This is a genomic window from Leuconostoc falkenbergense (assembly GCF_045801155.1).
In the GTDB taxonomy this organism is placed as follows: Bacteria; Bacillota; Bacilli; order Lactobacillales; family Lactobacillaceae; genus Leuconostoc; species Leuconostoc falkenbergense.
Genome location: NZ_CP174386.1, coordinates 1,462,179 through 1,477,606, shown reverse-complemented (window position 1 = coordinate 1,477,606; position 15,428 = coordinate 1,462,179). Strand labels below are relative to the sequence as shown.

At 37.9% G+C, this 15,428-nt stretch carries 8 protein-coding genes and 1 CRISPR repeat array; all 8 genes read left to right on the top strand.

What is annotated here, in order from left to right; translation table 11 throughout:
• Positions 1-59 precede the first annotated feature (59 nt).
• The 8 genes from rpsP to csn2 all read left to right on the top strand — a co-directional run bounded on the left by rpsP (position 60) and on the right by csn2 (position 14,896).
• Positions 60-488, top strand: coding sequence for a 30S ribosomal protein S16 (gene rpsP, locus ACI3ES_RS07295; protein ID WP_114666846.1), 429 nt, complete (start codon positions 60-62; stop codon positions 486-488).
• A gap of 160 nt (positions 489-648) precedes the next feature.
• Entirely contained in the window at positions 649-1,440 is a 792-nt protein-coding gene (locus tag ACI3ES_RS07290) for an alpha/beta hydrolase family protein (RefSeq protein ID WP_114666845.1), read from the top strand.
• Entirely contained in the window at positions 1,440-4,919 is a 3,480-nt protein-coding gene (locus tag ACI3ES_RS07285; RefSeq protein WP_407631958.1) for a PD-(D/E)XK nuclease family protein, read from the top strand. Before ACI3ES_RS07290 ends, ACI3ES_RS07285 begins: the two co-directional genes overlap by 1 nt.
• Positions 4,919-8,614 (top strand): helicase-exonuclease AddAB subunit AddA, encoded by a 3,696-nt coding sequence (gene addA, locus ACI3ES_RS07280; protein ID WP_114666843.1) that lies wholly within the window; start codon positions 4,919-4,921, stop codon positions 8,612-8,614. Before ACI3ES_RS07285 ends, addA begins: the two co-directional genes overlap by 1 nt.
• A gap of 64 nt (positions 8,615-8,678) precedes the next feature.
• A complete protein-coding gene (gene cas9 / locus ACI3ES_RS07275) occupies positions 8,679-12,818 on the top strand; it encodes a type II CRISPR RNA-guided endonuclease Cas9 (protein WP_317212451.1) in 4,140 nt (1,379 codons plus the stop codon).
• Between the two features lie 223 nt (positions 12,819-13,041).
• Entirely contained in the window at positions 13,042-13,917 is an 876-nt protein-coding gene (gene cas1 / locus ACI3ES_RS07270) for a type II CRISPR-associated endonuclease Cas1 (RefSeq protein ID WP_114666841.1), read from the top strand.
• An 11-nt stretch (positions 13,918-13,928) separates the two neighbouring features.
• Positions 13,929-14,234, top strand: a complete 306-nt coding sequence (gene cas2 / locus ACI3ES_RS07265; protein ID WP_004914720.1) for a CRISPR-associated endonuclease Cas2 — start codon at positions 13,929-13,931, stop codon at positions 14,232-14,234.
• Positions 14,231-14,896 carry a type II-A CRISPR-associated protein Csn2 gene (csn2, locus tag ACI3ES_RS07260; RefSeq protein ID WP_036067090.1) on the top strand — a complete coding sequence of 222 codons (666 nt, stop codon included), beginning with the start codon at positions 14,231-14,233 and terminating at the stop codon, positions 14,894-14,896. The genes cas2 and csn2 overlap by 4 nt, the downstream gene beginning before the upstream one ends.
• A 20-nt stretch (positions 14,897-14,916) precedes the next feature.
• Positions 14,917-15,282: a CRISPR direct-repeat array (repeat unit 36 nt; unit sequence GCTTCAGATGTATGTCAGATCAATGGGGCTTTATAC).
• Positions 15,283-15,428 lie beyond the last annotated feature (146 nt).

The following is a 15,428-nucleotide window of genomic DNA, read 5'->3' as shown; positions in this document are numbered from 1 at the left end:
GCATAATTATCTAGTAGAATAAATGTGTATAAACACAAAGATAATTGGAGGACTACCACATGGCAGTTAAAATTCGTTTGAAGCGTATGGGTGCAAAAAAGCGTCCGTTCTATCGTGTTGTTATTGCTGATTCACGTTCACCTCGTGACGGTCGTTTTATTGAAACAGTTGGTACTTATAACCCAATCGCACAACCTGCTGAAATCAAGTTGGATGAAGACAAGATTTTGTCATGGTTAGGCAATGGTGCGCAACCATCTGACACAGTTCGCAACTTGTTGAGCAACGCTGGTATTTTGGCAAAGTTTAATGACTCAAAGTCAGGTAAGAAGCCAGCTGCAAAGTCAGCAAAAAAGGCCACTGCTAAGCCTGCTACTGACAAGCCAACAGAAAAGAATACAGTTGCTGAAATCAAAGCATATTTGGATGCACAAGGTACTGAATACGCATCTTCTGCAAAGAAGGCTGATTTGTTAGCACTTGTTTAATTCAAAAAGTTAAAAAATGTTGCCATTAATTTGGCACATTTTTTTTTGCCAAAAAATAGATTTTGATTTGTGATAATAGCTAAAAAACTACTGTTTCCAACCACAATTGCAGGTTATTTCTGTTAAAATAGCAGTAAATACTAAAAGGGGATAACAACGCATGGCATTTTTACAAGTTAATTATTATTCGCAGGTTTTGGGAATGGATCGACACATGAATGTGATTTTACCTGAATTATCTGATCACAATCCGAATTGGACACCCGAAATGTTGCAAGATATACCAGTATTGTATTTGTTACATGGCATGTCTGGCGATCAAGATATTTGGCAGCGTCGCACGTCAATTGAACGATTAGTTCGTCAAACAATTGTGGCTGTTGTGATGCCTTCCACTGATTTGGCATGGTATACGAACACAACATATGGCTTGAATTATTTTGATGCGTTGGCAGATGAGTTGCCCAAAAAAGTAGCCTCATTATTCCCACAACTATCAACAAAACGCGAAAAAAACTTTGTTGCTGGCTTATCAATGGGTGGTTATGGTGCCTTCAAACTTGGATTAGGAACCAATCACTTCAGTTATGCAGCTTCATTGTCAGGCGCGTTAGTAGGAGAACCACAATTTGGCGCTATACCTGATGAGACGACGCAAGATTATTGGACAGGTATTTTTGGTGATTTGGATAAATTTGTCGGTTCGGACAATGACTTGCTTGCGTTAGCTAAAAAAAATACCCAAAAACCACAGTTGTATGCTTGGATTGGTGAACAAGATTATCTAAAACCAACTAATGATGATTTCATTCCAAAGTTGCGCGATTTAGACTATGATATCACTTTTGAAACGGCACCCGGTAAGCACGAATGGTATTATTGGGATAAAAAAATTGAGCGTGTCTTAGAGTGGCTACCAATTAATTATGTACCTGAAGAAAGGCTAAGTTAATGACGCTCAATATTTTAATGGGGCGTGCTGAGCATGACATGCGTGGTGACATGTTGGTTGATATTCAAAAACATCTCCAAAAAAATGCTAGTTTAACCATATATTATATTGTCCCTAATCACGTTAAATTTGACAGTGAAGTTGATGTGCTTCAACGTTTTTCTGTAATCAATGGTCATAGTCAGGCGCAACGTTATTCGCAGAGTCGGCTGCAGGTATATTCTTTGACACGGCTGGCTTGGGCCCTCATGAAAAATACACCGACAAAGCAGCCGGAAACAGTTTCGACAGCCGGATTATTTATGATGGTGACTGATATTTTGCGAGAGAAAGCAAGCCAATTACCAGTTTTTGCACGTCTACAAGCCAAGAGTGGTTTTGTAACAGCTTTAGTAGCGCAACTGATTGAGCTACGTGTCAGTCGTATATCACCTCAAGATTTGCTTGATATTGTTGCCAAATCTGCGGATAATATTTTTTTACGACAAACTTTAAACGCTAAACTTCGTGATTTGGCGATTGTCGCTGAGGCATTCGAACAAAAATTAGGGCAACAACGAATAACTGCACAAGAATCTTTGTTGCATTTTGTCGGGGAATTGAATGACTTAGAACTGTCAAATACGATGTTTTATTTTGATGGTTTCAATGGTTTTACAAGTGCGGAACAAGCTGTTGTGAATGCTTTGATTGCTCGTTATCCGGTGACAATAGCACTTCTGGGTGACATATCAAAATTAGGGACACAGCAAGCTGGAGATGTTTTTTTTAAGCCGATGACAACTGCCCAACAGTTGATTGCATGGGCATCAAGCAACCAACAATCAGTGAATACTCGTAGTGCAAGCACTTTACGAAAACTATCTTCCGCTAATTATCAAGTCTTATCAGCATGGGAGAAGTTAGGGGAATATCGTTCATTTCAAGTGACCGATGATAAAACTGCATTCAAGGCTTTTGCAGCTGAAACGCCGATTGTGGAAATTCAGGAGGTAGCCAGACGCATCAGGCGCGCTTTACAACAGGATCCGTCGTTACATTTAAGGGATATTTTGATTTTAGCCCGCGATTTGGGCCCCTATCAATCACATATTCCAGCCGTGATGGCTGCATTTGAGCTGCCTTTTTTTCTGGATACTGATGTCACAATGATGAATCATCCGTTGGTAGAGCTGATTCTAACACTTTTGTCACCACAAAAATTTAATTATCAAAATGTATTAGCAATTTTAAAGACAGGTTTGTTGCGCCCAACTATCGATGGCAAGTCTGTTGCTAGTGATGAATTTTTTGATATTGTAGGTTATTTGGACAATTATTTATATGCTTATCGACCCTATGAGTCCACTTGGCGTCAGTTTGATCGGCCTTTTCAACTATTCCAAGTGACTCGTGATAATGATGAAACAGAAATTTCACAAGATCAAAAAATTAATCAACGGCTTGAGTTTTTGCGTCGCTTTGTGGTTAAATCGTTTGATCAGTTAGATGATGGCCTTAAAAAAGTAACGACATTCCGTCAAGCAGCTACTGCGCTGATTGAATGGCTACAAAAAAATCATGTTGTTGATGTTTTGATTAATCAACGCGATAATTTAATGGCGCAAGGGGATTTAGTACACGCCCAACAACACGACGAAGTCTGGCAGATGTTTAGCCAGACATTAGATGATATGGTTAGTTTTAAAGGCGATGATGATTTCGTTTTGACGGACATGGTAGATATTTTGGTTGCTGGCTTTTCCGGTGCTAAATTTTCAGGCATTCCAAACAGCCTAGACCAATTAACCATATCTGAAGCTGGAATTGTGCAAAGTACGAGCTATCGGGAATTATTTTTTATTGGCGGTACGCGCCAAAACCTGCCGGCACAAACTAAAACAACAGCTTTAATTAATGATGCCGAACGAACAATGGTTATGCCAGACTTACAGTCAGGCGACCAGCCACGTTACCTACAAAATACAGCGCAGCAGCAGATGGCCGAAGAAAACTTGTTATTTTATGGTAGCCTGATGTCAGCGACTGACCATATCACGTTATCTTACCCAATCTTGGATAGCAGTGGACAAATAGCAGAAATGTCGCCATTTTTCAAACGTTTGGTAGATACCTTTAGCATTGAAGTGATAACCGTCAGTGGACAGCCAGTTTCTAGTTCAGCCTTAATTAAACACTATATTGGAACGCCGCAAACAACGTTATCTGAATTAGTGAAAATTTTACCAGTTGCTAGGCAAACTTCTGCGTTTAAATCATTGAAATCCTTGCTTGAAACCACGGTAAAATCACGACTCACTCGTGTTTTTTCTGCACCAAATTATCAAAATAAGCCAGTCCAATTGCGCCCAGAATTTGTGGCAGCACTATTTGGCGAACAGTTAAATGTCTCAATTTCTCAATTAGAAAGTTACTATCATAATCCGTATGCTTACTTTTTGCAGTATGGGCTGCATTTAAAAGAACGCACAACAAACACACTAGACGTCGCGCAAACAGGCACACTCTATCATGCTATTTTTGAAAAGGTGTTAGCGCACCTCATTCAAAATAATTTAAGTTTGCGTGATTTGACCAGCGATGATATCAAACATTTGGTGTCCGAAAAAATGGGGCATTTAATGACGTCGCCAGTTTTCGAAATACTCACCGAAAATGGTAAAATGCGTGCTACCAGTGAGTATTTGACACGTGTTAGTGACATTCTATTATTGAATTTGCAAGCAGCGGCACGTGAAAACACGAGTCGGCCATTAGCGGTTGAACAATTATTTGGTTTTCCAAAAGCTTCTTTGCCAGCATTACAGTTGCCAAAAATACATGTCCGTGGTAAGTTGGATCGTTTAGATTTGCAAGATAGTGCGGGTGAATTTGGGACAATTATTGACTATAAATCAAATGGCAAACTATTTAGCTGGGCACAAGCTTATGATGGTTTACAAATGCAATTGTTGACTTATTGGGATGCTGCGCAACAGAGTGCTAGTCAACTCGGTTTTGATAAAGTGGGTGGTGCTTTCTTTGCAAAAATTGTACCTGATAAGACATCATTAACGAGTAGCACGGACATTGATGCGCTGTTAGAAGGTAGAATTTTACCAGAGAACTTCAAATACCGCGGTTTATTCATTTCAGATTCAGCTTATGTTGATGCGCTTGCTGACATTGAAGCATCAGAAAAGTCGCCACATTATCCACTGGCGCGTCTCAAAAATGGTGATTTAGGAAAATCGGGTGTTGACGCTGTATCACCTGAAGAATTTGAAGCACTCTTAAAACGGAATCGACAAAACATTGTGACAGCAGGACAACAAATATTAGCTGGTCACTTTCCACTTTCGCCAGTTGAGGGTGGTTTAACCTACTCACCATATCTTGATATTATGCGTTTTGATCGCGCGCTTGGTGACCGTTATCGTGAGCAAACCACGGGTGATAAGAATCGTATTTTAGAATTATTGAAAGATGAGGATGAATAATGGCGACCACATTTACAGCTAATCAACAACGCGCTATTGATGAAACAGACCATAATATTCTGGTGGCTGCCTCAGCCGGTTCTGGTAAAACAACAGTTTTAATTGAACGCATTATTCAAAAAATTTTGGCCGGGACGAGCGTTGACAATTTTTTAATTGTGACATTTACTAACGCCGCTGCTCATGAAATGCGACAAAGACTAGAGGTAGCCATTGAGAAGCGTTTAAAGACGGCAACTGGGAAACAAAAACGATTTTTACAAGAGCAGTTGTTGTTGTTGCCCGCAGCTAATATTTTCACTATTGATGCGTATGCTTTACGACTTATTGAAATGTACTATCACGTGATAGGCTTAGATCCACAATTCCGTCTTTTATCTGACACAGCCGAGCGTGAGCTGATGCGTCAAGATGTTTTAATAGAAGTGTTTGCTGAATTTTATGCGGAAGAAAATGACAACCACCAAGATTTTTTAGCCTTGGTCAACAATTTTGGTAATCCAAATCATGATGATGCGTTGCAAAATATTGTCCTAAAATTAGCGGATTTTGCGGAAGCACGAGCTGATGGGACGCAGTGGCTAGAAAATTTACGTAATCCGTACCGTATTACTGGTGAACCGTTGGCGAAAACTGATTTATTCACCAAACACATCAAACCATTTTTGAAGGCGGATATCGCTGATTTAACGCAAAAAGTGCAGCAGATTCAGATCGGTGTTGATGGTGTTGACGAATTACAAAAAACACAAGATGCTTTTGAAGAAATAGCGACATACCTGTCGTCAGTTGCTCAGCAGATTGAAACTGGGTCTTGGGACACATTGCAATCTGCTATTTTAGCGGTGCCAGCTGCTAAAATGAACACGCAAACCAAAGCAATTAAAGAAGATCCTGATCTGTCTGCATTGGTGGCCGCCGCGCGGCAAGTACGAACACAAGTCATTGGGTCAAAATCACAATTAAAGCCATGGTTGGAAGACTACTTCATATTAAACGAGTCGGCGTGGTTACGTGTTCAAGGGCTGGCCTTTCAATTAATTGACACGTTAGTTATTGTGACGCAATCTTTCCGGAAGGCTTTTGAGCAAGCAAAACGAGACGCGAAGTTACTCGATTTTCCAGATTTGGGGACATTAGCCTTACAAATTTTATCTGATGACGTTACCAAACAAACGATACAAGGCCAATTCCAAGAAATTTTAGTTGATGAGTATCAAGATATTAACCAGCTCCAAGAAACTTTACTAACCAGTGTTTCCAACGGACACAACATGTACATGGTTGGCGATGTGAAGCAAAGCATTTATGGTTTTCGTCAAGCAGAACCATCATTATTTACTGCCAAGTACAAAAAGTTTGCACAATCGGGAAATAATGACAGTCGGATAGATTTGGCTGATAATTTCCGTTCACAAAACAATGTCACGCGTGTGACGAATTTAATTTTTACCCAACTGATGGATGAAACGTTAGGCGATATTGCTTACGTCGGGGATGCCAAATTAGTTTCCAAAGCTTCATATCCGGAGGGAGTCGCACCTGTCTTTCATCTTGATATCATAACCCAAGATAATGATGACGAAACGAGCGAAGAAGATACATTTGAAAAACGTCAAGCACAATATGCCTTGCTGGCCAACAAAATATTAGCGTTACGCGGTACAACTATTTATGATCGTAAAGCTGAGCCAGCGGGCATGCGACCGGTTGCCTATGGTGATATTGCAATTTTAACGCGTTCTAAAACAGGGTATATTGATTTGGTCGCGACGTTGCGACAAGCAGGTATTCCAGTCCAAGTGGATGGTGTTGGCAATTATTTTCAGGCTATGGAAATATACTTGATGTTGGATGTACTACGTGTCATTGATAATCCACATCAAGATATTCCGTTAGTAGCAATATTGCGTTCGCCAATGTTTGGATTTAATGAGAATGATTTGGCAGCCATTCGGACGGCGGATCAGCAACATGATTTTTGGACAGCATTCAATCGCTATGCCAAATCAAACGAACAAGCTGAAAAAGTTATTGCATTGATTAACAAATGGCACGATATTGCGATTCAAAATGACCTCGTGACACTTATTTGGACCATTTATGACGAGACAGCTTGGTTGGATTATGTTGGTGGGATGGCGGGTGGCTCCCAGCGTCAAGCTAATCTACATGCTTTGTACACGTATGCGCAAAGCTACCAAAATAACACACATGCTGGGTTATTTCGATTTATTCGTTACATTGAACAATTGCAAAGTTCTGATGGTGACTTGGGTGAGGCACCACAAGAAGCTGATGCACAAGCGGTTCGTTTGATGACGATTCACGCGTCAAAAGGATTGGAATTTCCGATTGTCATGTTACCGGAAGCGGATAAAGCTTTTAACACCAAAGACTTGAATGGGGGACTATTAATTCAAAAAAATGCGGGTGTTGGTCTGGAATATTTGCAACCCGATGCATTGGTTACGATGCCGACCTTGCAGAAATTAGTTGTCAAACAAGCCTTAAAACGGCAAAGCTGGTCCGAAGAAATGCGTTTGCTATATGTCGCATTAACTCGCGCTGAGCAACAACTTTATATTGTTGGGACGGCCAAAATTAAAGGCGAAGAGGGCAACGAAGCAATTAAAGCATTATGGCAATCAGCGAAGCAAACTAGCGGTCAATTTTTGTCAGAAAACTTACGATTACAAGCAAATTCATATTTGCAATGGTTGCTGATTAGTTTTGCACGAACTGAGAATCAAGTATTGGACGCGTGGTTAGGTGACGATAGTCTACCGCGTTTGATGGGAAATGAAACACCAACCAACGCAACAACATCGGTTGCCATCATACCGCAAACAGATATTGTTGCGCCGAATATATCGTCAGAAAGCTTGTCTAATGAAACAGAGCAACAAGATGATTACACAGCTGAAGACTATACTCAAGCTAAAGCATTGCTATCGTACCGATATCCCAATATGACAGCAACAAAAACGGCAGCTTATCAATCTGTTAGTGAAATTAAGCGTTTATTTGAAGATCCCGATCGCTTGAATATGAGCACGCTAATACTTGATGAGCAGGGCAATACACAAGCTGCTAATGCCTACGTGTCAGAGACCTTGCCGTTACCTAATTTTTTGAGTGATGGTCTGCAAAAGCCTTCAAGCGCCGCCATTGGCACAGCCACACACTTGTTGCTGCAACTGATTGATATAACGCAACCCATTGGTTCTAAAAATATTGACGATTTATTGACAAAATTAGTGGCTAGTGAACAAATTTTGCCTAGCGTGGCAGCGCTGATACAAGTTGATGATATCTTACGTTTTGTACACACGCCATTTGCTCAAGAAATTGCAGCACATCAGCGTACGTTGCAACGAGAAGCCACATTTGCCATGATTGTACCGGCTAATCAAATTTATCAAGAAGTCAATGACGATGCGCCCGTACTCATACATGGTATCATTGATGGTTATTTTGTTGACGAAGCGACTAAAAGCGTGACGCTATTTGATTACAAAACAGATTTTGTGCAACCAACGCGCCTTGCAGAAGGATTAGCACAACTAAAGCTACGCTATAAAGGGCAGCTTAATTTATATCAAGAAGCACTACGACAAGAATATCCAGAATATAAAATAAATCCACCTAAACTGATTGCTTTGAGCGTGGGTGAGGTGATGGATATTGGGTGACTGTAAAAGTTCACAATTTAAGTTAATGAATTGTGATATTCTGAAGTGAGAAGGGATTAAAAATATGAAATATAGTGTTGGATTAGATATTGGAACGGGCTCTGTTGGTTGGGCTGTCATTGGTGAAGACTATCGACTGAAGCGCACAAAAGGCAAGAATTTGATTGGGGTACGCCTGTTTGAAGGAGCTGATACTGCTGCTGAACGACGTGGTTATCGTACTACACGCCGTCGTTTATCACGTCGTCGGTGGCGTTTGCGATTGCTGAATGATATTTTTGCATCGGAGTTATCTAAAATTGATGAAAACTTTTTGCCACGCTTAAAATATAGTTGGGTTAATAAAAATGATACTGATAATGTACACTTTGGTGTAGGGGTTTTTGATAATTCTGAACAAGAAAAGGCTTTTTATCAAGATTATCCAACAATTTATCATTTGCGCCAAAAGCTGATGACAGACAATCGACAACATGACTTGCGTGAAGTTTACTTAGCGATTCACCATATTGTTAAATATCGTGGCCATTTTTTGAATTCAGGTGAAATTAGTGCAAATAGTAGTTTTGATGCGCAAAAATTTCTGGCATTATTGCGTGAATTTCATAATACTTTTTATCCCGATGCTGTTAAGTTTTTAAACTTAGATCAATTGGATTTACCAGATAAAATTTCTTCTGAAATCAGTTATTCGAAAATAAGTAAAAGTGAACGAGTTGACAGGGTTTTGCAACATGTACAATTAGCGAACTCTGGTGCGAAGAAGATACTGAAAGCCATATTAAATGCTGTTGTTGGTAACTCAGTTGACAGTGTTGCTATGTTTTCGCTTAGTGATTTGGATAAGGAAGAAAAGAAAAAAATCAATCACCCTGTAACTGATAGTAAACCCTTTAAGTATTCTGATGAAGAGGTTGAGGCTAAGTTGGATGAGCTCTCTAATTTATTACAAGATGAGCAGAAAATTGAATTCTTGTCGTTGTTGAAATTATCTTTTGATGGATTAACTTTAAAAATGTTACTTGGTAACGCTAAATCTGTGTCTGAAGCGATGGTTGAACGTTATAAAGTGCACAAGGACGATTTAAAATTCATTAAGGAAAATATTTTAAATTCATTTAGTAAGGATAAGAAGAAAGAATTTGATAAATACTATGAGGCTCATTTAGCGGAAAAAGACGTTGATAATGTTGATAAGTATTTTAAGAAAATAATTGACGACTCGATAATTTCAAAGGATAAGAAAATTGAGTTATTGCAGAAAATTGATGATCATGATTTTTTGCCGTCACAACGAAGCAAAATTAATGGGGCTATTCCGCATCAACTACACCGTAATGAATTAGATAAAATTATTTCGCAACAAAGCAAATATTATCCATTTTTAGCCGATTCGTATACACAAAATGGTAAAACTGAAACAAAGCTCGCCGGATTGGTTAATTTTAGAGTGCCATATTATGTTGGTCCACTCGTTTCTAAAGAAAATGCTGATCGTAATAATCCTGACGGTGGGCAAAATCACTGGGTAGAATTTAAAGAAAATACTAGTTTATCTAATCTAACACCATGGAATTTTAATGAAATTGTTGATAAAGATAAGTCAGCAGCGAAGTTTATCGAGCGGTTGACAGGAATGGATACTTACTTAATTGGTGAACCGACTTTGCCGCAAAACTCGTTGCTATATCAAAAGTATAATGTTTTGCAGGAACTTAATAACATCCGTGTAGATAATCACAAATTAGATGTGAAAATTAAGCAAGATGTTTTTGAACATTTATTTAAAACCCAAAATAGTGTTTCTGCTAAGGATGTTAAGAATTATTTAATTGCCAATGGTTACGCTGCGCCAAGTATACAAATCACAGGCTTATCAGATACGAATGAAAAAACTTTTAATAGTAAATTGTCTAGCTACAATTATTTGGTTGATAAGCTGGGTAGAACTTTTGTTGAGTCAGTCAAATCAGATGTCTTGGAAAAAATCATTGAATTGCAAACTGTTTTTGAAGATAAGACTGTACTGTTAAGACAATTATCAATGATTTCAGAATTAACATTGGCGCAAGCAAATCAATTAGCTGAAAAACACTGGACCGGCTGGGGACGGCTATCTCGCAAGTTGTTATCTTCAAAAGTAGTTGATGTTAATAAAATCACAAATTCGACATTTTATCCTGCAACAAGTAGACAAACTATCATCGACACACTGTATCATACACAACTTAACTTAATGGAAATCATTAATAATGCAGAGGACTTATATGGTGTTCGTCAGTGGATTAGTGAACAAAATAAAAGTGATAGTTCAGATACTAATGATGTCTATGATCAAATTCAAGAACTAGCTGGAGATAAAAAGATTAAGCGTGGTATTACGCAAAGTTTTCGAATACTTGATGATATTGTTAAAGCGATGGGTGGGGAACCTGAACGGGTTTATTTAGAATTTGCCAGAGAAAATCAACAATCTGGTGTATCTTTTTCTAGGAAAAATTTACTGTCAAAATTATACGAAAATGATTCTCTAAAACAAACATTCAAAGAACTTAAATCTCAACTTGAGAGTGAAACCAAAGAAAATCTACAAAATGATCGCCTATATTTGTATTATTTGCAACAGGGACGAGACATGTATTCCAATGATGAGTTAAATATTGATCAGTTATCTAGCTATGATATTGATCACATTATTCCTCAAGCTTACACCAAAGACAATTCGTTTGATAATCGTGTTTTAGTTTCATCAAAAGCAAATCGCCTAAAAACGAATGCTTCTGTGGTACCCAGTGAAGTTGTCGAAAAAATGAAACCACTATGGTTACGAATGAAAGATCAAGGCTTTATTAGTAAGCGCAAATTTGAAAATTTGACACGTCGAGGTGATTTTTCAGAACAACAAAAAGAACGTTTTATTGCTCGAGCACTGGTTGAAACGAGACAAATCATTGTTAACGTATCTTCATTGATTGATTCTCACTTTAATCATACAAAGGCAGTTGCAGTCAAATCAAATATGACGACAGATATGCGCCATTATACGAAAGTGCCAAAAAATCGTGATATTAATGATTATCACCATGCCCATGATGCATTGTTCGTGGCAACAGTTGGTCAGTATATTGAAAATAAAGGCTTTATGAAAGCCGGAAAGTTATCAGATAGCGTCGGGAATGAGTATAATCGTTATACGAAAAAATGGATTGAAACAGCTCGTAAAAACACCAACTATGGTCGTGTTAATCCGTTTGGGTTTGTGGTCGGTTCTATGCAAACGGCAACCCGAGGCAAACTTGACTATGAAACTGGTGAACTGAAAGTTGTTAAAAATAACTATTGGTCAAAAGATGATTTAGATTACTTACTAAAAGTGGTGAGTTATAAGAAAATTTTAGTGACAACAAAGCTTCAAGATAATAAAGGTGCAATGTATGATGCGAATTTAATTAGTGCTAAAGGATCTGGAAAAAAGAAAGCACAATTACAAATTTCAAAGAGCAAAAATATCGACTTATATGGTGGATTTAATAAACTGCAGAATGAATATTCAGTTTTGATTTTAAACCACGATGAATACAGGTGGGTTTCTATACCAATGTATGCTCGCAATAGCAGTGAACAATATCTTCACGATAAATATCCTGATGCAAAAGTGATTTTGAACCATATTCCTGTGGGACAGCCAATATTATTAAGTAATAGTTCAGATCCACAAAAATCAAAGTTTGCTAGCTTGAGAATCGCAACAGGTGGAGATTATCATAATAATTTTGAATTTGTACCTAGTGTAGATGTCAAAAAAATATTGGATAATATTTATCTTAATCACTCAGTGACTGATGATGAATATAAGAAAGTTTTTGAGTCTTTGCTGGCAACATTACACGATAAGTTTGTGTTTGGCATTCATCAGGTTATGTACAACAAAATATTTGATAATAAGTATCTATTTGACAAAATGCCTGATGAAGCAAAGAGAAATGTTATAAATTCCTTACTAAAATTTATGAACATATCAAAAAATCAATTAGGTGCAGTAGGAAAAATTGGCGGTAAAGTTAACGGCGTGCTGTATGGATTCAAAACTGAAACAGAAAAAGGAACGAGTGCTGGTCAGTTAATAAGTAATGGTAAAATGCAGCCACATGACATATTCATTTTCAGTCGCCAACGGGCATATTTGAAAGAAGAGTCACTGTAGCTGAGTTAGCTAATGTAATAAAGGATGAATAAAGATAAATCCCGTGTTGCAAAGGCAACACGGGATTTTATGTACGGCCATAGGGCCACTCGTAAAAAGTCAATAAGCTTGGCTGACGCCTTGCGTTACTTCAACTTTGTATGTCAGATCAATGGGTTCTATACCCTGAGAGATGACTAATCTCTCTACGACTATTAAAGCATATTTTAGGAGCGAAAACAAGATGGCATGGCGAAATATCGTTATTACACAACATTGTAAGATTAAGTATAAGCTGAATCAGTTAGTTGTTCAAACTGACTCAGATGTTTATCAAATACCACTTGAAGACATTCAAGCAATTGTGATTACAACAACGCGCGCAGTCATTACAACATATGCGATTGCTGAAATTATTAAGAGTGGTATTAAAATTGTGTTTTCAGATCTTAACGGGGCCCCGATTGGTGAAATTAATGCTTATCATCTTAACAGTAATCGTAATCAGAATATTCATAAACAAATTGAATGGGGAACAAATGATAAAGCATTATTATGGTCAAAAATTGTGAAATGTAAAATTCAAAATCAAGTCGCATTACTTAATGAATATCGAGTGACAGATATTGAAAGTATCAATGCACTTTTGGCAACAATTGAAGTAGGTGATACTAGCAATCGTGAAGCAGTTGCAGCCAGATTATATTTCCCAAGATTATTTGGGAATGATTTTGTTCGTTCAGGAGAAAATATTGGCATCAACGATATGCTTGATTACGGTTATTCTATATTGGCGGCCGCGGTAGCAAGAGAAATTTCTGCTGCTGGGTATCTTACTGAGTTAGCAATTCACCATGAGGGTCCACATAACCACTATAATTTAGCTTCTGACTTTATGGAACCCTTTCGGCCAATTATTGACCGTACTGTTAAACGCTATGCAATGGAGGCACAATTAACAAATGACATAAAATTTGAGCTAATTGATGTACTAAATCAAAGTCTAAACATTAACGGAAAAGAAATGTTGTTAACTCAGGCCATTGGTGATATTGTACGTACATCTGTTGGTTATTTAAATCATGAATCTGCTTTTCCAGATTGGAATTTTGAAATATGAGGTATCGTATCATGCGATTGATGGTAATGTTTGATTTGCCAGTTGAGACAAGTGAAAATCGGCGAAATTATCGTCAATTTAGAAAATTATTGTTATCAGAAGGTTTTTTAATGATTCAAGAGTCAGTGTATGTACGTGTCACGACAAATAAACAATCTGCAGCTTTACTAGAAAAACGTTTAGCAAAATCAGCACCGTCCGATGGGTTAGTTCAAACACTCATTATCACTGAGAAACAGTATGCTAGCATGAAATTTCTGACCGGTGAATCAAAACAAGATGTACGTAACACGAACGATAGATTGGTGATTATATGAAAATGACACTTTATCCCAATGAACCTATTATAGTTAATGAAGGCGTTACTTTTGTCAATTTCCAGACCGCCAGATATTATTGGCAATGGATACAGGAGCTACAAGTGGGAGATCAATTGATATTTAGTGAAAATGGTCAATTAATTTCCCTTAATAAAGCAGTACAGTACATTGGTGGCATTGAAAATAAAATTGATTTGAGTAAAATTTATGCTAAATCCATTTTGAGTCTTATTGCATGTCATGCTGATGAAGATAATTTAATGCAGCTAGCACGATATGATATGGCGATTAAAACGATTTTCCAACAAATACTTTTTGATAATGATTTACCTTTACGTATTGAACGAGAATGGGATTTTAATGAGTTGATCAAATCACAAAAGGTGCTAATTGATACTATCAATAGTGGGTCGGCATATGATAAAATAGTAGACGTGGTACGTATTATGTCTGACTTTTCAGAGCAGCGCATTTTAGTCTTTAATAATATACATCTCTATTTAAAGCCACTGGAAATTTTGAGTTTACATGATTTTAGCATGACTCACGGCATGAAAGTATTATCCCTTGGAATGGCTGCGTCACCCATCAAAAAAAATGGCGAGGCATACCACGAAGTCTTCTTTGATGAAGATTTTGTTCAATTTGGAAGTGACTAGCCAATGCGAACAGGTGGTCTGCTTCAGATGTATGTCAGATCAATGGGGCTTTATACTACCTGACAAGTGGCTAGAGCGTGCAGGACGCTTCAGATGTATGTCAGATCAATGGGGCTTTATACAATAAAGATTAAAGTACAACGAGCTCGAGAGCTTCAGATGTATGTCAGATCAATGGGGCTTTATACTGAGGGTTGTGACATCTCGCCAGACCTCCTGCTTCAGATGTATGTCAGATCAATGGGGCTTTATACTAAGAAAATTACTCATGAACGTATAACATCGCTTCAGATGTATGTCAGATCAATGGGGCTTTATACGGCATAATATGGATAAAGTTCTAATGAGTTGCTTCAGATGTATGTCAGATCAATGGGGCTTTATACTCAAACTTTATATAACCGTTTTAAAATGAGCTTCAGTGGGGCAGGCCAATAATATATTATCCGAATACTTAAAAACCCGCAATCATTTCAAATCGCAATCAAGTTTCAGTGGGAAGCATCGCCCAAAATAATTTTTATTTTAATCC

Bases quoted from the DNA above. Each gene is read 5' to 3' on its own strand.
- rpsP (WP_114666846.1), top strand. From the start codon at position 60: ATGGCAGTTAAAATTCGTTTGAAGCGTATGGGTGCAAAAAAGCGTCCG.
- ACI3ES_RS07290 (WP_114666845.1), top strand. From the start codon at position 649: ATGGCATTTTTACAAGTTAATTATTATTCGCAGGTTTTGGGAATGGAT.
- ACI3ES_RS07285 (WP_407631958.1), top strand. From the start codon at position 1,440: ATGACGCTCAATATTTTAATGGGGCGTGCTGAGCATGACATGCGTGGT.
- addA (WP_114666843.1), top strand. From the start codon at position 4,919: ATGGCGACCACATTTACAGCTAATCAACAACGCGCTATTGATGAAACA.
- cas9 (WP_317212451.1), top strand. From the start codon at position 8,679: ATGAAATATAGTGTTGGATTAGATATTGGAACGGGCTCTGTTGGTTGG.
- cas1 (WP_114666841.1), top strand. From the start codon at position 13,042: ATGGCATGGCGAAATATCGTTATTACACAACATTGTAAGATTAAGTAT.
- cas2 (WP_004914720.1), top strand. From the start codon at position 13,929: ATGCGATTGATGGTAATGTTTGATTTGCCAGTTGAGACAAGTGAAAAT.
- csn2 (WP_036067090.1), top strand. From the start codon at position 14,231: ATGAAAATGACACTTTATCCCAATGAACCTATTATAGTTAATGAAGGC.